14 protein-coding genes are annotated in these 18,741 nt (G+C 63.1%); 8 read left to right on the top strand and 6 right to left on the bottom strand.

The annotated features are described in order from the left end of the window. Nucleotides 1-4 precede the first annotated feature (4 nt). On the bottom strand, nt 5-1,345 hold the full coding sequence (gene tssK, locus AC1RTP_RS13180) for a type VI secretion system baseplate subunit TssK (protein WP_498608083.1): 1,341 nt from the start codon (nt 1,343-1,345) through the stop codon (nt 5-7). Nucleotides 1,346-1,549: 204 nt separating this feature from the next. Here tssK and AC1RTP_RS13175 point away from each other — a divergent pair, with 204 nt between their 5' ends. From AC1RTP_RS13175 to tssH, 8 genes are read left to right on the top strand one after another with little or no spacing between them, the layout of a single operon-like run. After that, complete coding sequence (locus AC1RTP_RS13175) at nt 1,550-2,158, top strand: outer membrane protein assembly factor BamD (RefSeq protein ID WP_498608082.1); 609 nt, start codon at nt 1,550-1,552, stop codon at nt 2,156-2,158. Between the two features lie 26 nt (nt 2,159-2,184). After that, nucleotides 2,185-2,688 (top strand): type VI secretion system contractile sheath small subunit, encoded by a 504-nt coding sequence (gene tssB / locus AC1RTP_RS13170; protein WP_498608081.1) that lies wholly within the window; start codon nt 2,185-2,187, stop codon nt 2,686-2,688. Between the two features lies 1 nt (nt 2,689). Further along, nucleotides 2,690-4,171: a type VI secretion system contractile sheath large subunit gene (gene tssC, locus AC1RTP_RS13165; protein ID WP_498608080.1), complete on the top strand. Its 1,482-nt coding sequence runs from the start codon at nt 2,690-2,692 to the stop codon at nt 4,169-4,171. Nucleotides 4,172-4,208: 37 nt separating this feature from the next. After that, nucleotides 4,209-4,700, top strand: coding sequence for an Hcp family type VI secretion system effector (locus AC1RTP_RS13160; protein ID WP_498608079.1), 492 nt, complete (start codon nt 4,209-4,211; stop codon nt 4,698-4,700). A 17-nt stretch (nt 4,701-4,717) separates the two neighbouring features. After that, nucleotides 4,718-5,203 (top strand): type VI secretion system baseplate subunit TssE, encoded by a 486-nt coding sequence (tssE, locus tag AC1RTP_RS13155; RefSeq protein WP_498608373.1) that lies wholly within the window; start codon nt 4,718-4,720, stop codon nt 5,201-5,203. 1 nt (nt 5,204) lies between these two features. Further along, nucleotides 5,205-7,049 (top strand): type VI secretion system baseplate subunit TssF, encoded by a 1,845-nt coding sequence (gene tssF, locus AC1RTP_RS13150; protein ID WP_498608078.1) that lies wholly within the window; start codon nt 5,205-5,207, stop codon nt 7,047-7,049. Further along, nucleotides 7,013-8,107 carry a type VI secretion system baseplate subunit TssG gene (gene tssG / locus AC1RTP_RS13145; protein ID WP_498608077.1) on the top strand — a complete coding sequence of 365 codons (1,095 nt, stop codon included), beginning with the start codon at nt 7,013-7,015 and terminating at the stop codon, nt 8,105-8,107. The genes tssF and tssG overlap by 37 nt, the downstream gene beginning before the upstream one ends. Before the next feature lie 10 nt (nt 8,108-8,117). After that, nucleotides 8,118-10,796 carry a type VI secretion system ATPase TssH gene (gene tssH / locus AC1RTP_RS13140; protein WP_498608076.1) on the top strand — a complete coding sequence of 893 codons (2,679 nt, stop codon included), beginning with the start codon at nt 8,118-8,120 and terminating at the stop codon, nt 10,794-10,796. Here tssH and tssA read toward each other — a convergent pair. Genes tssA through AC1RTP_RS13115 form a run of 5 tightly spaced genes read right to left on the bottom strand, consistent with a single transcriptional unit; the run spans nt 10,793 to nt 18,738 of the window. Further along, the gene (tssA, locus tag AC1RTP_RS13135; RefSeq protein ID WP_498608075.1) at nt 10,793-11,830 is read right to left on the bottom strand and encodes a type VI secretion system protein TssA; all 1,038 of its coding nucleotides are present in this window, start codon (nt 11,828-11,830) and stop codon (nt 10,793-10,795) included. The genes tssH and tssA overlap by 4 nt on opposite strands. A gap of 14 nt (nt 11,831-11,844) precedes the next feature. Continuing rightward, the gene (locus tag AC1RTP_RS13130; protein ID WP_498608074.1) at nt 11,845-12,594 is read right to left on the bottom strand and encodes an OmpA family protein; all 750 of its coding nucleotides are present in this window, start codon (nt 12,592-12,594) and stop codon (nt 11,845-11,847) included. A gap of 1 nt (nt 12,595) precedes the next feature. Continuing rightward, nucleotides 12,596-13,585: a type VI secretion system-associated protein TagF gene (tagF, locus tag AC1RTP_RS13125; protein ID WP_498608073.1), complete on the bottom strand. Its 990-nt coding sequence runs from the start codon at nt 13,583-13,585 to the stop codon at nt 12,596-12,598. Further along, nucleotides 13,582-17,376, bottom strand: a complete 3,795-nt coding sequence (gene tssM, locus AC1RTP_RS13120; RefSeq protein WP_498608372.1) for a type VI secretion system membrane subunit TssM — start codon at nt 17,374-17,376, stop codon at nt 13,582-13,584. The genes tagF and tssM overlap by 4 nt, the downstream gene beginning before the upstream one ends. A gap of 21 nt (nt 17,377-17,397) precedes the next feature. Then, nucleotides 17,398-18,738 (bottom strand): hypothetical protein, encoded by a 1,341-nt coding sequence (locus AC1RTP_RS13115; protein ID WP_498608072.1) that lies wholly within the window; start codon nt 18,736-18,738, stop codon nt 17,398-17,400. Nucleotides 18,739-18,741 lie beyond the last annotated feature (3 nt).

The raw sequence follows: 18,741 nt of genomic DNA, 5'->3' as shown, positions 1-18,741 counted from the left end.
TAGTTCAGGAGTTCACAGCAATCAATTCGAGTCGCAATTCGCGCATGCCGGACGGCGCGTAGATTTCGATGGACTGGGCCTGCAGCATGCGTTCGTACAGCGGGCCTTTGGCGTCCAGCGTGAAGTAGCAAGTGTCGGGACGTACCGGCACGGCTGCCGGTACTTGCGGCGCGTGCGCCAGGCGTACGCCCGGCATGGCGGACAGCACGAGTTTTTCCACGTCGTCCGGCGCGCCGACCTTGAAACGCAGCGGCACCACGTCCACCAGTTCGACGGCCGGCATGTCGGCGCCGACGGCCAGGTAGAAGGTGGTGGCTTCGCTGATCTTGCCGGAATCGAGCATGCCGCGGTGGTGGGCCGGCTTTGGCTGCGACAGTGCGATGGCGAAGTAGCGCGACGAAATCACGGTGTCGAGCAGCTCGCGTACGATCATGTACAGCTGAGTGAAGGACGGGCCGGGATCGTCGTGGCGGTACGGCGGCAGGTCGGACAGCGACCAGCTGCGCGAATACGTCATCAGCGCGCCGGCCAGAGACAGCAGCTGTTCGTACAGGCGTTCCGGATGCAGCTCAGGGTTATGGTAGTAGTGCGACAGCGAAGCGAACGCCGTGCTTGCGGTATGCAGCAGCCAGAAGGTCGACATATCGCCGCTGCGGAATTCGATCACGTTGCGGCTTGGCTCGCGGTGGTGGCCATACAGCGCATTGACCTTGGCCTGCAGCGCATCGAGCAGGCGGCGCAACTGCAGGAACAAGGGCTGTGCGCTGCGGATGGTCAGGCTGGGCGGCACGAAAGCCGGATCGAGTTCGAAGCCGCCGGTTGACAGGCGGCGCAGGCGCAGCAGCGGCAAGCACACATAGCCTTCGCGCGGCTCGGCGTCGGACACCAGGCGCAGGGTTTTTTTCAGGTAGGCCAGTTCTGCTTGCGCGGCTTGCGTGTACAGGTCGGGTGTGTCGACATTCGCCTGGGCGAAGCGGGCGCCGTTGACCGGCTGGCCGGCCTGCGCGAAATTGCCGCCGAAATGTTTGAACACGGGCAGGGCGGCATACCACGTCACGCTGTGCTGCGATTGTGCCAGCTGGCCAAGGTCGATCGCCTCCGGCAGGTTGTCGCTGCCCGGCGCTTCGACCAATTCCCCATCCGGCAATACCAGTGAAAGTTCGAGCAGGCGCAGGGTGTTATGCGCCAGCGCCTCCATATCGATCGCCAGCCGGTCTACGCCCCATGCGTACGGATGCACGGCTTTTACGCTGCGATGCACACGATGCTCATGGTAGCGGTCTTGCTGCTGGAAATGCTGAGGGCGCAGGAACAATCCCTCGCCCCATAACACCTTGCTGGCCATCTCTGATCCTTCTGATAATTGTTTTCTGGTAAGTGCCAGAACAATAACACTTCCGAAAAAACCTTGTACTTAAAGGCTCAATCGTGCGCGGGGGTGTGAATTTTGGAGAGATTCAATTGTGCGGGGGTAATATTTTTTTTCTGCTAACGTTCGTCGGATGCAACTATTGTAAAAAAGCTATTTGTCCGTCCTACGAGGTTAGTTATGAAGAAAATCACTGTTATCTCCCGTATTTTGTGCGTCGCAGCATTCGCTGCTTCGTTGTCCGCTTGCTCCACCATGAGCGCTCCCAAGGTGGCCGCGGTGCCGGCCAAGCCGAAGCTGGAAGACTTGCTGGCCAAGGCCAGCGAAGCCAAGGCCGCAGGCAAGCAAGAACAGGCCATTACGCTGTGGAAGGAAACTGCGCAGGTCTATCCGGCCGACAAACAGCCGTGGGTGAACATCGCCCAGTCCCGTTATGACGCAGGGCAGTATGGCGAAGCTATCGTGAGCGCACAGGAGATCCTGGTGCGCGATCCGTCCGACCAGCTGGCCAACAGCATCATCGCCATTTCCGGCCTGCGTCTGTCGACCCGCGCGCTGGCAGACCTGAGCCGACAGAACAACCTGTCCGGCTCCATCCGCACCGAATCGCAAGACCTGGCCAAGCTGCTGCGCGAGAGCCTGGGCGAGACCGTGCTGGTACCGGCTGCCGCTGAAAAGCCGGCCAAGCCAGTGCGTACCGCCGCAGCACGCAAGCCTGCCGCTTCTGCTGCACCTGCAGCAGCTAAGGCATCCACCCCAAGCGCCGATCCTTTCGGCGCCCTGAAATAACCCACTAGTTCAAACAAGGAGAAGCCATGTCCAAGAGCGAAAGCGTCCAGAAGCGCCTGCAGAAAATCCGTCCGCCGCGGGTCCAGATGACCTATGACGTGGAGATCGGCGATGCGGTCGAAAACAAGGAGCTGCCCTTTGTGATGGGTGTCGTCGGCGATTTCGGCGGCAATTCGGAGGTGGAGCAGAAGCGCCTGAAGGAACGCAAGTTCGTCAACATCGACCGCGATAACTTCGACGAAGTGCTGAAAGGCGTGGAACCGCGCGCCACCTTCCGCGTGCCGAATGAGCTGGGTGGCGAAGGCCAGTTCGGCGTCGACCTGAAATTCAAGGCTATGTCGGACTTCCGTCCTGAGTCGGTGGTGCAGCAGGTGGAACCGCTGCGCCAACTGCTGGAAGCGCGCAACAAGCTGGCCGACCTGCGCAACAAGCTGGCCGGCAACGACAAGCTGGAAGACCTGCTGAACGACGTGCTGCGCAGCACCGAGAAACTGGCCGAATTGGGCCAGAAGCCAGAAAAAGGAGAATGAAATGTCGGCACAACTGAACGCCGGCGGTGCGCTGGCCACCGCAGAAGTCAATTTGCTCGACCAGATCGTCGAGCAAAGCAAGGTCGCCAAGTCGACCACCGAGCATGCACGTGCGAAGGACATCATCTCCGAACTGGCGCAGCAAGTCATGGCCGGCACCGTGGTGGTGTCGGACAACCTGGCCGCCACCATCGACGCCCGCGTGGCGGAGCTGGACCGCCTGATTTCTTCGCAGCTGTCCTCGATCATGCATGCGCCGGAATTCCAGAAGCTGGAAAGCAGCTGGACCGGCCTGAATTACCTGGTGAAGAACAGCGCCACCGGCACCGGCCTGAAAATCAAGCTGCTGAACGCAACCAAAAAGGAGCTGGTCAAGGACTTCCAGGGCGCACTGGAATTCGACCAGAGCGCCATGTTCCGCAAGGTGTACGAAGAAGAATTCGGCACCTTCGGCGGTGCGCCATTCGGCGCCCTGATCGGCGACTTCGAATTCACCCGCCAGCCGGAAGACATGTATTTCGTCGAGCAGATGTCGCACGTGGCCGCAGCCGCCCACGCGCCGTTCATCAGCGCCGCGTCGCCGGAGCTGTTCGGCCTGGAGACCTACTCCGACCTGGGCAAGCCGCGCGACCTGTCGAAAGTATTCGACACCGTGGAATACGCCAAGTGGAAGTCCTTCCGTGAGTCCGAGGATTCGCGCTATGTCGGCCTGACCCTGCCGCGCTTCCTGGGCCGCCTGCCGTTCAACCCGGCCGACGGCGCCACGGTGGAAGGCTTCAACTTCGTGGAAGATGTGGACGGCACCGACCACCACAAATACCTGTGGTGCAACGCAGCCTATGCTTTCGGCGTGCGCCTGACCCGCGCCTTCGAGGATTTCGGCTGGTGCGCTGCGATCCGCGGCGTGGAAGGCGGCGGCCTGGTGGAAGACCTGCCGACCCACACCTTCAAGACCGATGAAGGCGAAGTGGCGCTGAAGTGCCCGACCGAAATCGCCATCACCGACCGCCGCGAGAAAGAGCTGAGCGACCTTGGCTTCATCTCGCTGGTGCACTGCAAGAACACCGACTACGCCGCCTTCTTCGGCGCGCAGTCCGCGCAGAAGGCGCGCAAGTACAACACCGATGCTGCCAATGCCAACGCCGTGCTGTCGGCCCAGCTGCAGTACATCTTCGCCGTGTCCCGCATCGCCCACTACATGAAGGCCATGATGCGCGACAAGATCGGCAGCTTCGCCGCTGCTTCGAACGTCGAGGATTACCTGAACCGCTGGCTGACCCAGTATGTGCTGTTGGACGATAACGCCAGCCAGGAGCAAAAAGCGCAGTTCCCGCTGCGCGAAGCAAGCGTTCAAGTGTCTGAGGTGCCAGGCCGTCCTGGCGTGTACCGCGCCGTGTCCTTCCTGCGTCCGCATTTCCAGCTCGACGAGCTGTCCGTTTCACTCCGTTTGGTCGCGGAGCTGCCGCAATCGACCAAGTCTTAATTTTTATTTTTTTTTCACTGAAACAGAAAGGAACACCATGGCAATCGACGTTTACCTGCAAATTGATGGTATCAAAGGCGAGTCCACCGATACCACCCACAAGGATTGGATCGAAGTCAAGTCCGTCCAGTGGGAAGTCCTGCAGCCTAAGTCGGCCACCGCATCGACCGGCGGCGGCCACACCGCGGAACGCACTGAGCACCGCGATATCGTAGTTTCCAAGCTGGCCGACCTGGCCTCGCCACTGCTGCTGCAGAATTGCTCCTCCGGCAAAACCCTGCCGAAAGCAAAACTGGAATTCATGCGCGCTGACGGCCAGGGCGACCGCGTCAAGTACTTCGAAATCGAACTGGAAAACGTGCTGATCTCCAGCGTCGCTCCAGAAGTCAAGCCAGGCGACATCCTGGCCGAAGACGTGGCTCTGAAGTACTCCAAAGTAAAGTGGAAGTACACCCAGCAGAAAGTCGGCGGCGGCTCCGGTGGTAACACCTCCGGCGGCTGGGACCTGTCGTCCAACAAGGTAGCTTAAGCGGGGACTTGATGACGGTGAGGGGATTCGCGCCGGGCCTGATGGACCGGCTGCTGCAGCCTGGCGAAGCCGGTAGCAGTGCGGCTGTGTACAGGATGTCGCTCGACGAGATGAAAGATTCCGTCGCGCGCGACCTGGAAGCGCTGCTGAATACCCGTACCGTCATCCCTGAGCATTTGCTCAAGCGTTTTCCGGAGTGCGGCCGTTCCATCGTCAGCTATGGGCTGAACGATTTCGCCGGCATGTCGCTGGCGAGCCCGGACGACCGCGCTGCCATTTGCCAGGGCCTGGAGCGCGCCATCGCAAGGCATGAACCGCGCCTGCGCAATGTACGGGCTTCGCTGGAAGTGCAAGAGGGCGGCATCGACCGCTTGAATTTCGCCATTACGGCGCTGCTGGTGCTGCATGCGGCACAGGAACCGGTCAATTTCGACGCGGTGCTGCAGCCATCCAGCCTGCATTACACGATTAGCAAGGCACGCCGCGCTGTGCCGGGAGCTTGATTTGGAAGAGTTACTGCCGTATTACGAGCGCGAACTGGGTTTCCTGCGGCGCTACGCGCGCGAGTTTGCCGAGCGCTATCCTAAGATTGCCGGCCGCCTGCTGATTGGCGGCGAGGTATGCGAAGACCCGCATATCGAACGCATGATCCAGTCCTTCGCCCTGCTGAATTCGCGCGTGTCGAAGCGGTTGGACGACGATTACCCCGAATTTACCGAAGCACTTTTCGAAGTGCTTTATCCGCATTACCTGCGGCCGTTTCCATCGTGCTCGATCGCGCGCATGGACTACGCCGCCACCGCGGCCCAGCTGACGGCGGCCAGCGAGATCGCACGCGGCACGGTGCTGAATACGCGGCCTGTCAACGGGGTCGCGTGCACATTCCGCACCTCTTATCCCGTGACCATTGCGCCGCTGGAGCTGAGTAAGGCCTCGTTCACGGCCGCATTGGCGGCGCCGGAGTCTGTGCAATTGCCGCCGGGCGCAGGCGCCGGCCTGGCGATCACCATTGATTCGTTGTCCGAGCAGATCGGCTTACCGGCGATGGGTGTATCCAGCCTGCGCGTGTTCATCGACGGCGAGCCTTCGTTCTGCGCCGCCTTGCGCGATGCGCTGTTCATGCGCGGCGCCAAGGCCTGGGTCGAGTGCGACGGCAATGGACGCTGGCTGCCGCTGGCGCGTATTCCCGTAGCCGCCGCGGGCTTTGAGGAAGACGATGCGCTGATCGACTTTTCCGCGCGTTCGCATCAGGCCTATCGCCTGCTGACGGAATATTTCTGCTTCCCCGAGAAGTTCAATTTCTTCGACATCGACCTGGCGGCCCTGTGCGCGTTGTTGCCTACGGGTTGCAAGCGCCTGACGCTGCACATCGCCATGACCGGCCTGCGTCCAGACACCCATGCGGCGCGAATGCTGTCCACGCTGTCGACCAACAACCTGCTTCTTGGCTGCACGCCCGTGGTCAACCTGTTCCGCCAGCGCGGGGAGCCGATCCGCATCACACATACCGCTGCCAGCTACCCCGTACTGGCCGATGCGCGCCGCGCCTATGCCTACGAGGTGTATGCCATCGATGCGGTGCGCATGGTGCGACAGACGCCGCAGGGTGAATCCATCGTGGAATTCCGGCCCTTCTACTCGCTGCGCCACGGTGAGACGCCGGAAAAGCATGGCCACTATTGGGTGATGCGGCGCGATGAACAGATGGCGCAGAAAAGCCCGGGTTATGAAACCGAGATCACCATTGTCGACATCGACTTCGATCCGGCTGCCGTGGAAACAGACACCCTGAGCCTGCAGCTGACCTGCACTAACCGTGATTTGCCGGCGTCGCTTGCCTACGGCATGCGCGGTGGCGACTTGTTCCTGGAGGGCGGCTCCAGCGTGCGCAGCATCGCATTCCTGCGCAAACCCACGCTGTCGCAACGATTCGAGCGTGGGCACGGCGCGCATTGGCGCCTGGTGTCGCACCTGTCGCTGAACCATTTGTCGCTGTCCGGCGGCGGCCTGGAAGCGTTCCAGGAAATGCTGGCGTTGTATGACCTGCCGCGTTCCGCCGCGACCCAGCGCCAGATCCGTGGACTGGAGGCTGTGGCGTACAAACCGGCCAATGCCTGGCTGGCGGGTAATCCGTTTGCTTGCGTCGTACGCGGCATGGAAGTACGGCTGTCGGTCGATGAGGAAGCTTTCGTCGGCAGCGGCATCCATGCTTTCGCCCAGGTGATCGAACGCTTCCTTGGCCTGTACGTGCATGCCAACAGCTTTACGCAACTGGTCGTGGCGGCCGCGAAGTCAGGGGAGGAGCTGCTGCGATGCACACCGCGAAGCGGCGATTTGAGCCTGCTGTAATCGAGCGCCTGTTCGCCGAGCCGTTCCGCTTCCAGTTCTTCCAGGCGGTGCGAATGGTGGAGCTATGGCTGCGGCGTAATGGCGTGGAGCAGGAAGGCGCCATTGCGAACTTCATGCGTTTCCAGAATTCGCTGACGCTGCGTTTCCCGGCCAGCCAGCTTGATTCGCTGCGCCCGGAGCCGCGCGAAATCCTCCCGACGGCGCCTGCGCTGGCCGAAGCGCTGCACGGCAAGCAATTGCGCTACCTGCGCATGACGCCAAATTTCATGGGCTTCCTGGGTAGCGCCGGCGCCTTGCCGGCGCATTACACCGAGACCATTGCTGCCCACCAGCTGTACGAAAAGGACGAGGGGCCGCGTGCCTTCCTTGACGCTTTTTCCACGCGCTCGCTGTCGTTGTTTTACGAGGCGTGGCGCAAATATCGTCTTGAGCTGAAATACCAGGTGGACGGCCAGGACCGCTTCCTGCCTTTGCTGCTGGCTCTGGGCGGGCTTGGCAGCAAGGGGCTGATGCAAAGGCTGGGGGGCGGCGGGTCGGGCGGACCTTCGGGCGCCGTGCGCGACGAATCGCTGGCCTATTTCGCCACCGCGTTGCGCCAGCGTCCAGCGTCGGCGACAACCATGGCGCGTGTGCTGGGCGAATACTTCCGCGTGCCGATGGTTGCAACGCAGTTTGTCGGTTGCTGGTGCGAGGTGCCTGCGCAGCAGCAGACCATGCTGGGCGGCGAGCAGGCGCAGTTGGGCGCCACCGCCATGATCGGTTCACGCGTTTGGCAGCGTGACCTTCGCATGCGCCTGACGGTCGGCCCGCTGCGGCGCAGCGATTTCGACGCCTTCCTGCCTGGCGGCAGTGCGGCGCTGGCGCTGGACAAGCTGCTGACGATGTTCACCGGCGTATCGCTGGAATACGAAATCTGCCTGGTGTTGCGCGCCGAGGACGTTGGCGGCGCTTCGCTCGGCGCCGGTGCGCGCCTGGGCTGGGACAGTTTCATGCCGGGCGACAGTGCGGGGGAAGACCGCACCGACGTCCGCTACTTCATTCACGGATTAACTGCATAAGGAAAGCTCGATGAGCATCAACCTGAAGACCCTGATCGGGAAACTGAACGACACCTGCCGCAACGCGGCAACCCGTGCCGCGAGCATCTGCGTCGGCCTGGGCCAGTATGAGGTGGACCAGGAGCACGTGCTCCTCGCGCTGCTGGAAAATCCGCGCAGCGATATGGTGCTGCTGGCGCGCCATTTCGAAGTCGATACCAGCCGCTTGCAGGCGGACCTGCAGGCCGAGATTGCCCGCTTCCGCAGTGGCAATGCGCGCACGCCGGTCTTTTCTGCGCGCCTGCCAAAACTGTTCGAACACGCCTGGCTGATTGCTTCGCTCGACTTGCAGGCGGGGCAGCAAGTGTTTATCCGCAGCGGCCACCTGCTGCAGGCGATGTTGACGGATGCTGAGCTGTCGCAGCTGGCTTACCGCAGCTCGCCGTTGTTCCATCGCTTCCAGGCGGACGACATCAAGCATCACCTGGACAAACTGGCGGCTAATTCGGAGGAATCCGAAGCTGCGGCAGCCACGCAGGCAGCGGCGGCGGGCGGCGACGGCGCGTTGGGCGGCGATCCGGTCGGCGAGATGCGGCAACCGGCTGGCAAGACGCCTGCACTGGACCAGTTCACCACCAACCTGACAGAACGCGCACGCGCCGGCAAGGTTGATCCGGTGATCGGCCGCGATGCCGAGATCCGCCAGGCCATCGATATCCTGATGCGCCGCCGCCAGAACAATCCAATCCTGACCGGCGAAGCTGGCGTCGGCAAGACTGCGGTGGTGGAGGGCCTGGCCCTGCGCATCGCGGAGGGCGACGTGCCGGACGTGCTGAAGGGTGTGGCGATCCACACGCTGGACATGGGGCTGCTGCAAGCCGGCGCCAGCGTGAAGGGCGAGTTCGAGAACCGCCTGAAAAATGTGATCGACGAAGTGCGCCGCAGCCCAACGCCGATCATCCTGTTCATCGACGAGGCGCACACCATGATTGGCGCTGGCGGCCAGGCCGGCCAGAATGATGCTGCCAACCTGCTCAAACCTGCCTTGGCGCGCGGCGAACTGCGCACCATCGCAGCTACTACCTGGGGCGAGTACAAAAAGTATTTCGAAAAAGATGCGGCGCTGGCGCGTCGCTTCCAGGTCATCAAAGTGGAAGAGCCGAGCGAGGAACTGGCTTGCGCCATGCTGCGCGGCATGTCGCCGTTGATGGAGCGGCATTTCAACGTGCGTATTTTCGACGAAGCAATCACCGAGGCTGTGCGCCTGTCGCATCGCTACATCATGGGACGCCAACTGCCGGACAAGGCGATCAGCGTGCTTGATACCGCTTGCGCCAAGGTGGCGCTGGGCCAGAGCGCGACGCCTGCTTTGATCGAATCGCTGCAGCGGCGCCTGGAGCGCATGGCGGCCGAAACGGGCGCGCTGGAGCGTGAACTGGCGGCGGGCGGTGCGCATGAAGAGCGTTTGCAGGAATTGGCCGACAGTCGCGCCGCGGCGCAGGATGAGCTGGCGGCGCTGCAAGCGCGCTGGGAGCAGGAAAAGGCGTTGGCCGTCCAAATCGGCGAGGCCCGCGCCAGCGTCGAGGCGGAATCGGCCGCGCAAGACGGCGGTGCTGCGAGCCAGGCGCACGACATCCAGGCGCTGCTGAAAGAGCTGCGCGCGCTGCAAGGCGAGGCGCCGATGGTTCCGGTGCAGGTGGACGGGAACGTCGTGGCGGAAATCGTCGCCGGCTGGACCGGTATCCCGCTCGGCAAAATGGTCAAAGACGAAATCCAGGCCGTGCTGAAATTGCGCCCGGCGCTGGAAGAGCGAGTCATCGGGCAGCCGCACGCCATTGAGGCGGTGGCCCAACGTGTACGCACCTCGCGCGCCAACCTGGACGACCCGAACAAGCCAAAAGGCGTTTTTCTCTTTGTCGGTCCATCCGGCATCGGCAAGACCGAGACCGCACTGGCTTTGGCGGACGCGCTCTATGGCGGCGAGCGCAAGATGGTCACCGTCAACATGAGCGAATACCAGGAAGCGCACAGCGTCTCCGGCCTGAAAGGCTCGCCGCCAGGCTACGTTGGCTACGGCGAAGGCGGCGTGCTGACTGAAGCCGTGCGCCGCAACCCATACAGCGTCGTCCTGCTCGATGAAGTGGAAAAAGCCCACCCGGACGTGCTCGAACTGTTCTTCCAGGTCTTCGATAAAGGCGTGATGGACGACGCAGAAGGCCGCGAAATCGACTTCCGCAACACCATCATCATCCTGACGTCGAATGTAGGCTCGTCCACCATGATGCAAGCATGCCTGAACAAGGAAGCGGAAGAGATGCCGACCCCGGAGGAGCTGGAAGCGACCATCCGCCCGCAGCTGGTGAAAGCCTTCAAGCCTGCCTTCCTTGGCCGCCTGAAAGTGGTGCCGTATTACCCGCTGGGCGACGATGTCCTGGCCAGTATCATCACCCTGAAGCTGGACCGCATCGGCCAGCGTGTAGCCGCCAACCACAAAGCGGCCTTTCACTACGACGACACGCTGGTGGAAGCCGTCCTGGCGCGCTGCACGGAAGTCGATTCCGGCGCCCGCAATGTGGACAATATCCTGAATGGCACGCTGCTGCCTGAGATTGCGGAAGCGGTGCTGGCGAAGATGGCGGAGGGAAGTGCGATCGGCCGCATCGAAGTGGCGGCCGACCAGCAGGGGAATTTCAGCTACAGCGTCATTTAATTGTTCGGGGGGATGCCCAGCATCTCCTCGATATGCTGCAGGGAGCCGGCGTCTTTCACGACGCTGCGCAGCCAGGTATGCAAGTCCTGCTCGCCCGCATCCGCAGCCTTGTCGGCGAAGTAGGAGACAGGGCTGTGCGGCTCCGTACGGCGGAAGAAGCTGGCGATCTCGCGCAATTGCGAAATCGCCTGGGCACGGGAGTTGACTGGCCCGCCGGCCTGGACGCCTGCACTCATCGGCTGCGCAATGATGATCTGCTCGCCGGCAGGCGCCGCACCAAGCGGCGCGCTGACTGTCGCCGGCAGCCCCGCATGCGAAGGCATGGCATCGATCATTGCCTGCACTGCGTCGCGCGCAGCGGCGAACCCGGGGCTGTCGTTGCCCAGGCATTCGTCAGCTGCCTGTTCCAGCTCCCGCAAGGCATCCATGCAATAACGCGCATCTGTCGCGAACTGTTCGCGGAAGCGCGGCGAGTTGCGCGAGCGTGCCGTTTCCATATCCGCCAGCTTGGGCCAGTCCGAATTGCGCGCATGCTCGGGCAAGCTGGCCTGCTTGCGCGCCATCTCAAAGTCAATCGCGGAAAACGCCGTACCTTGGCCTTCGGTCAGCGGCATTTCGCGCAGCAGGGTTGGGGTGCGGCCCAGGATCCAGGCCAGGTTGCCGATGCGTTGTTCCATATCGTCGCCGTCCGGCTCCGGGTACAGGCCCCTGTCCCAGAATTCGCGGCACAGGCCCGCCAGCAGGCGGAATGCTTCGCCCAGGCCCTGCATGCGATGCTGCTTGGCGGCGGCTTCCGCCAGCCAGACAGCCACGCGCAAGTCCTTGGTCTTTTCGCCCAGGATGGCGCTGCAGCGCGCTACCACGAAGGACCAGTCGGCCTCCTTCAGTTCCGTCACCCATTCGCCCTGTTCCAGCGAGGGATCGTCAAAACGGCGTGCCTGTGCGATGGCGTCGAAATCGCTGGAGAAGGAAAGGTCGGCGCCCGACGGTTGGGCCGGCGAAATCGGCGCCAGCAGGGTTTCTGCGTTAAACATCGTGTTCTCCTCGTTTATTGCGCCATGCGGAATTCAATACGGCGGTTGCGCGCGCGTCCTTCCACCGTGTCGTTGCTGGCGATCGGACGGTCCGGACCCTGGCCCGATGCCACCAGGGTCTCGACGGGAATGCCCTTGCCGGACAGGTAGTTGCGCACAGCTTCGGCGCGCGCCTGTGACAGGTTCTGGTTGCTGGCGCGCAGACCGACGTTATCGGTGTGGCCGATCACTTCAAACTTCTGGCCCTTCAGCTTCAGCATGGCGGCGCTCATTTCATCCAGGATGGCCTTGCCGGTAGGTGTCAGCACCGCCTGGCCGCTTTCGAATTCGACGATGCGGTTGGCCAGGGTACGGTCCAGCACGCCCTGGTCGGCGGCCGACACGCGCAGGCCGTTGTTGACCGTGTAAGTTGGATTCAGGCTGGTCGCGAAATCGCTGGCGATACGCTGGCGGGTCGCCTCGTTGGCGACTTCACCGCGCACGCTGACGGAGGTGCCGTCGATCTTGAGCGTGCCTTTGCTGACCTGTTTCAGCTCCGGCGTGATCAGCTTTTGCACATTGCTGCTCCAGTTGGCCGGCGTGGTGACCTGGCCGATGGTGATCTGGTCCAGTACCTTGTCGGCGCCGTAGATTTCGCGCAGCTTGGACAGGACGGCGGTCTTGCTTGCCTCGTCGGCCACGGTGCCGCTGGCGACGATCTGTCCTGGCATTTGCGCGTGCACCGAGCTGGCGGCGCAAAGCAGGAGGAGGGGGAGGTAACGCATATCAGTTTCCAATAAAGGAAGTGCGCAGCGAGTCGCGCGCAGATTTCAGGGAAAGGCCGGGCTGGTCGAGGTAAGCGGATACCTTTTGAATCGCGTAGTCCTCGTTGACCTGGTCTTCGACCCAATCGAGATGGTCAAAGCTGATGTGGTGGTCTTCGCCGACGCGCGGGTCCATGATGCCCAGCAGGGTCTGTGGCGAAGCGCCGCTGAAACCCAGTACCAGCACGGGTTTCTCTTCCAGCCGCGTCACGAACAGCGATAGTTCGAAGTCGGCGCGCGCCAGGAACGGCGTGACCACATGCATCCAGAACGCCGCCACCAGGTAGCGGTACATCGGGTCGGTCGGCAAGGGCAGCACCAGGCTTTTCTCCAATCGGCTCGAACTGCTGGCCATGACCGGCTGCAGCAGCATGCCCAAGGCGAGCAACACCTGCCGCACGCTGCCCGTAAAGCCGGCTTGCGACAGCATGGCATCCAGCCCGCCTATCGTTTGCAGTTCCAGGAAGTCGGCGAAGGCGGCGTCGTAGGCGGTGGCGCGCAAGTCCAGTTCCACTGTATTGCCGTTCAGGGCCTGCAGCGGTGCGGCAGCATCCTCCGCGCCGAGCACGCCGCCGCTTAGGTTTTCCAGCCGATTCCACAAGCGGGTCAGCACCAGCGGACTGTTGGCGGCAAACGCCGAAGGCTCGTCGACATCAACGCTACCCGCCATCAGGAAGGGGAAGCGGCGGCTGGACTGGTCGCTACTGGCCGAAATATGGCCGGCGATGGCGGCGCGGCGGCGCGGCCCGAACAGGGCGAAATGCAGCGGCTGCACGGCGTCATACGTCAGCTTCCAGCGTACGTCGGTGCTCAACATGTCCATAGAGCGCGCCAGCCAGTCGTCCAGTACCTGCAGCACTTTCGGGTCGCTGCCGCCTTTCACGAAGTCGGCGCGGCTCGGGATCTTCCCAAAGTAGCCGATGGCCGCGCTGGAAGTGGCAGGGCGGATCATTGCGCACCTCCCGCAGCGGCGATGGCAGGTGTCGCAGCTGCCGACACGGCGGCTGGCTCACCGACCACGGTGTCCGGCAGGCGCAGCTTGCGGAAGCCCTGGCTGGCCTGTACCGGCGCTGCGGCAGGAGCTGCCGGAGCGGAAGGCAGCAGGCGCAGGTTTGCAGCGACGGTCACGCCGCCGGCGGTCCAGTTCAACTCAAAGCTGCCATCTGGACGGCGCTTGCGGTCTGCGGCGTCGATCATTTTCTTCAGGCCGAAGTGGCCGAGTTCTTCCAGCACCACAACCTTCTTGCCGTCCGGCGTGAAGGCGGTGATGCGCGAACCAGGCACGCCTTGCGGGTTAGGCCAAACCATCGGCACCCACGGCTGCTGCTGGCCTTTCCAGCGCACGGACTGGCCATCGATCTCGATGGTGTACTCGCTGACGCCGGTGACGGCCACGGTTTGCAGTTCGAAGCGGGTCTGTGCTTCTTCGCTGCTGGCGGCCTGGTTGGCAACGCCGTTGGCGCTGAGCGGGGCGATCCAGCCAGGGAATGCGTTGGCCACCGCAGGCGTCAGGGTAATGCCCATATTGGCCCAGGTCTTGGCGCTCAATGCGTCGCCGCGGCGTACGACCAACGGGCCGATGGTGGTGTTGAAGAATTTCGCCACGGCGCCATCCGGGCCGAAGACCAGGCCGATTTCGGCATTGCTTGCCTCGACGCGCGAATCGGCTGCGAACGGATACTTGGCTTGCAGGTCCTTGCGGAATGGCTCCAGCACCTGCGCGGCCCACACCTTGTTGATTTCGGTCTCGGTCGGCTGCACGATGACGGCGAAGGTTTGCATCAATGGACGCACCAGCAACGGACGGATCGCTTGCTTCTGCTGGTCGTTCATGCCGACCAGCATTTGCTCGTCCACGTAGCGCAGGGCGTCCGCCAGTTCGGATCCGCTGCCATCCAGCGTTTGCTGCATCAGCTGCTTGGCTCCGGGGCCGGGATCGCCCTGGTTGCGGATCTGGTTGAAGCGTGCGCGCAGCTTGCCCATGCTATCCATATAGCCGCGCATCAGCGAGGCGTCCTTGTCCTTGGCGACCACCAGTTGTGCAACGCCGGAGAACTCGCGGCCGACAGGGCCCAGCGGCAGCGGGGCGCCCGGCGTGGTGCTGGTCGGCAGGTTGACGTTCACTTGCGATGGTTTCTGGCGCAAGATCATTTCGCGGAACCAGTCGCCGACGCTGCGCTGGGCGCGCTGCAGGCCGGAATCCAGCAGGGAAGGGTTGTCCCACGAGGTTTCCTGGTAGACGGTGTTCACCAGCTTGGAGATTGGCGAGGATTGCGGGTCGCCCAGGCGGTTCATGGCCGCAGCGGCCGATTCAAAGCCTTCCAGGTCCTTGATAGCCACGCCCTGCATGAATTTCTGCCATTCCTTGGCGTAGTCGTTCTTGTAGGCGTCCACCAGGGCTTTCTGGATCTGTTCGGGGCTGCCTTCCAGCGTCAGGTCGTCGCGGGTGGCGGTTTTCAGCACCCAGTCGGCGCTTTGCAGTTCGCGGTTGGCGGCTTCCTTGAATGCGTCGCGCACATAGCCTTCCCACGCGGCGCGGGTAAAGGCGCCGGAAATCGAATAGCTGCCCAGGACCAGTTCGCGGTCCTGTTCACCGACGATGCGCGCCACTGTCATGGCCGGGAAGCGCGTCGCTGCGCGGGCCTTGACGTCGGCATATACGCGTTCGCGCGCCGGCATGCCGCGCACCACGCCGCGCAGGGTATTGCGCGACTGGTCCACCAGGGCCAGGCGGTTCTCGATCTGCGGCCAGGATGGATCGTTGATTTCGGAAAGGTAGAAGCCGATCAGGCGTTCGGCGCTGCGGATCATCTGTTCGCGCGGCATGCTGCCACGGTTCGATTCCAGCCAAACGCGCCAGAAGCGCGTCAGCTGGTCGTTCAGGTGGCTCGCTTCGGCGCGCGATTTATCGCCCAGCATCAGGTAAGCCTTCAGGGCGTTGTACGCGTCTTCGACGTTTTCCGGCGAAGCATCCTTGAACTGCTGCGGCGCCGCAGCCTGTGCAACGGCAGGAGCGGACGTCGCCCCGGCGGCGGCTGCGGGAGCATTGCGCACCAGTGGTTGCAGACGGTCCGCATTGGCATTCACTTCGCCGAGGAAGGACTCCAGCGATTGCCCGACAGGCTTCAGCATGACTTCGCGCACGCCGGCGAAATATTCCTCGCGCAGCTTACGTTCCAGCAGGCCGCCCTGGTACAGGCCCAGGCTGACCGACAGTGGGCGGTCGTCGCGGAAGCGCGCCAGCTGTTCGATACGGTCCTGCATGATTTCCAGCGCTTCGATTCGCGCCGCCAGGTCGGGGCGCTGTTTCTGCAGCTTGACCGCCTTATCCAGGTCGGCCTGCACATTGGCCACCAGCTGGCGGTTACCCATATAGGACCAGCTCCAGCCACCCAGCAACAGGCCGCTCAGCGCTACCGCGCCGAAGAAGGCCGCATAGCGCATGCGTGTCTTGGCCGGGCTGGCGTATTGCGCCACCAGGTTCTTGTCTGCGAAGATCACGTTGCGGAACAGCTTGAGCAGGAAGTAGCCATGCTGCTGCTCGCTGTCGTGATGTTCCTGTCGTTGCAGGCTCAAATCGAAACGCTGCGCCACGCGGTGCGACGTAGCCGAAACGCCTTCACCTTCCTGCAGCGCGCTGGTGAAGTAGAAGCCGCGGAACACAGGCTTGAACTGGAACGGGTTTTCCTCGAACAGGGTCGCGATGAAGGTACGCAGCGGCGCCTTCACCGAATTGAATTCGAGCGGGAAGGTGAACACGCCGGACGGCAGGCGCTCGCGCCATTGCAGGGCCATATTGGCCAGGCTCATTTCCTTCAGGCCGTCGTACAGCTCTTCAAAGCGGGCGTCGAACTGCTGCAGCAGGTCTTCGTTCTGCTGGTTCTTGCGGTAGGGCAGGGTAGCGCCCCACACGCGGTCTCGCTCACCGATTTCGCAATCGTGGAAGAATTCGGTGAAGCCGTTGATCAGGTCCGCCTTGGTGAAGACTATATAGACCGGCGCATGCACTTCCAGTTTTTCCGTCAGCTCCTGTACGCGCTGGCGCAGGTTCTTGGCGAGTTCAATGGCGAACTCCGGGCGCTTGCCGGTCAGTTCGGCGATGCTGACGGCGATGATGATGCCGTTGATCGGCGCCTTCTTTCGGTATTTCTTGAGCAGTCCGAGGAAGCCGAACCATTCGGCGCGGTCTTCGTCGTTGACTGCGTAGCGGCCCGCGGTATCGAGCAGGATGCCGTCGGTGGTGAAGAACCAGTCGCAGTTACGGGTACCGCCCACGCCCTGCACGATGCGGCTGCCGGCCAGCGGGAATTGCAGGCCGGAATTGGCGATCGCCGTGCTTTTACCTGCGGCCGGATTACCGATGATCATGTACCAGGGCAGCTCATACAGCGCTGCGCTGCCGGAGCGCAGTCCGAGCTTGGACGTCTTGATGGTCTGGATTGCATCAAGCATGCGCTTGCGCAGCGCTTCGGTTTCGTGGCGCGGCGCGGTATCAGCCTTGGCCGGCGCAACGGCCTGCTGTTCCAGCATGCCGCCCAGCTGGCGGGCGGCGCGGCGCGCGCGGTAGCGCCGCCACGACCAGACCATTATGCCAAGGAGCAACGCCCCGCCTAGTACGGCGAACGCCAGGGTGTAAGGCAATTCCAGCAGCGCTGCCGCCAGCAGCAGGAATGCCGCGAAGGCAGTCCATCCATAAATCAGGAAGGCGGTGCGCGAAGTCAGGATGTCCCGGATTCTTTGCATCATTTTTCTACTCTTGCAAGGTTAGCTAAGGGATGGCGCTTTGCTGGCCGGGGCCGGGAGAGGGCCGACCAGCAGTGCGAAACGTTGGGTTGGTTCAGTGTTCGACAGGGCGAGCGCGAAGCCGCCGCTGTCCGTGGCTTGTTCATTGGCCAGCGCAATCGCGGCCAGGGCGCCGACAGCGCCGGTGTGGCCGCAGGCCGCGCCGATGCAGGCCAGCGAAGTGTTGGTGTCCAGCGCCGGCGCGGACGCTTCGACGCATTGCATCAGGTCCGACATGCATGCCGCGCGGTGATCGGTGTCGGCGGCAACATACGCAGGCGGCGCACCATGCGCCTGCGCCAGGGCCTCTAGCCCGAGCTCGTTGAGCGTCGCGGAATCCTTGGCTTCGAGCGCGAGCAGGTGAAGCCCGTCGCCGGGCTGGCCGGGCGGCTGCAGCAGGATGCCCGCCGCACCTTCCGCAGGCATGCGTCCGTTTGGATTGCGAGGGCCATACAGCTTGCCGTTGATGGCGAGGTTTTCCACTGCATCTGCATCGATGCTGGAATCGAAAGCGATTACTGCGCTGAGAAGCGGTACCGCAGCCGCTGGCCCTGAGGCCTGCGTAGACAAGGCCCGCAGCCCCGCAAGCGGTGTCGCCGGCGTCGCAAGCCGCAGTTTGAGGCGCTCTTGCGGCCAGCCTTCAACGATTGCGCAGTGCGCCAGCCAGCGCGCGGCCATGTCCTGCGTGGATTGCGGCCAATCGGCGGGTATCAGCGGCAGCAACTGCAGCAAGCCATCGCTGCCGGAATCCGATGCAAGCGCGGCCAGCTGGCCCGTGATTTCGCCGCCCATCGCTATGGCGCGCAGATGCTGCGCGGCCGACGTGCTTGGCGCTGGCTGCTGGGAAGACAGCCATTCTTCGAGCGGCGCCAGGTCGACTTCAGGCACGCGGCCAGCGAGCAGGGGGAAGCCCTGCACATCTGTCAGTTCGGGGTCGAGGTCAAGCCGCGCCTGGCCTTCGGCAAAGGCCGCCGCCAGTTCGGCCGGCGAATCCCCGTGCGCCATGCGCAGTGCGGCGCCAACGACGCGGAAGGGCAGCCACGGTGCCGCCTGCGCATTGGTCGCTGGGGCATCTTGCGAATCGGCCGCAGGCACGGAGGGAGCTGATGGCGCACTTGCAGGCGCCGATTCGACGCTACCGCCGAAAGTCTTCTTCGCCAACCAATAGCCGGCGACAAGCGTCAGGGGAGTGACCAGCATGGCCAGCGCCAAATCGCCCGTATCGGGCATGCGCGTTGTGCTGCGCCAGTACCACACCGCGCCGATCCAGCATAAACCAAATACGCCAATCACCAGCAAGCTGCGTTTCAACCAGTTCTGCATGCC

Source organism: Pseudoduganella sp. GW821-FHT11H04, assembly GCF_058807935.1.
The sequence above is the reverse complement of the archived record's forward strand: the minus strand, read 5'-3'. Positions and strand labels throughout refer to the sequence as shown.

Excerpts from the sequence above, each read along its gene's own strand:
- tssK (WP_498608083.1), bottom strand. The coding sequence starts at position 1,345 with ATGGCCAGCAAGGTGTTATGGGGCGAGGGATTGTTCCTGCGCCCTCAG.
- AC1RTP_RS13175 (WP_498608082.1), top strand. The coding sequence starts at position 1,550 with ATGAAGAAAATCACTGTTATCTCCCGTATTTTGTGCGTCGCAGCATTC.
- tssB (WP_498608081.1), top strand. The coding sequence starts at position 2,185 with ATGTCCAAGAGCGAAAGCGTCCAGAAGCGCCTGCAGAAAATCCGTCCG.
- tssC (WP_498608080.1), top strand. The coding sequence starts at position 2,690 with ATGTCGGCACAACTGAACGCCGGCGGTGCGCTGGCCACCGCAGAAGTC.
- AC1RTP_RS13160 (WP_498608079.1), top strand. The coding sequence starts at position 4,209 with ATGGCAATCGACGTTTACCTGCAAATTGATGGTATCAAAGGCGAGTCC.
- tssG (WP_498608077.1), top strand. The coding sequence starts at position 7,013 with ATGCACACCGCGAAGCGGCGATTTGAGCCTGCTGTAATCGAGCGCCTG.
- tssH (WP_498608076.1), top strand. The coding sequence starts at position 8,118 with ATGAGCATCAACCTGAAGACCCTGATCGGGAAACTGAACGACACCTGC.
- tssA (WP_498608075.1), bottom strand. The coding sequence starts at position 11,830 with ATGTTTAACGCAGAAACCCTGCTGGCGCCGATTTCGCCGGCCCAACCG.
- AC1RTP_RS13130 (WP_498608074.1), bottom strand. The coding sequence starts at position 12,594 with ATGCGTTACCTCCCCCTCCTCCTGCTTTGCGCCGCCAGCTCGGTGCAC.
- tagF (WP_498608073.1), bottom strand. The coding sequence starts at position 13,585 with ATGATCCGCCCTGCCACTTCCAGCGCGGCCATCGGCTACTTTGGGAAG.
- tssM (WP_498608372.1), bottom strand. The coding sequence starts at position 17,376 with ATGCAAAGAATCCGGGACATCCTGACTTCGCGCACCGCCTTCCTGATT.
- AC1RTP_RS13115 (WP_498608072.1), bottom strand. The coding sequence starts at position 18,738 with ATGCAGAACTGGTTGAAACGCAGCTTGCTGGTGATTGGCGTATTTGGT.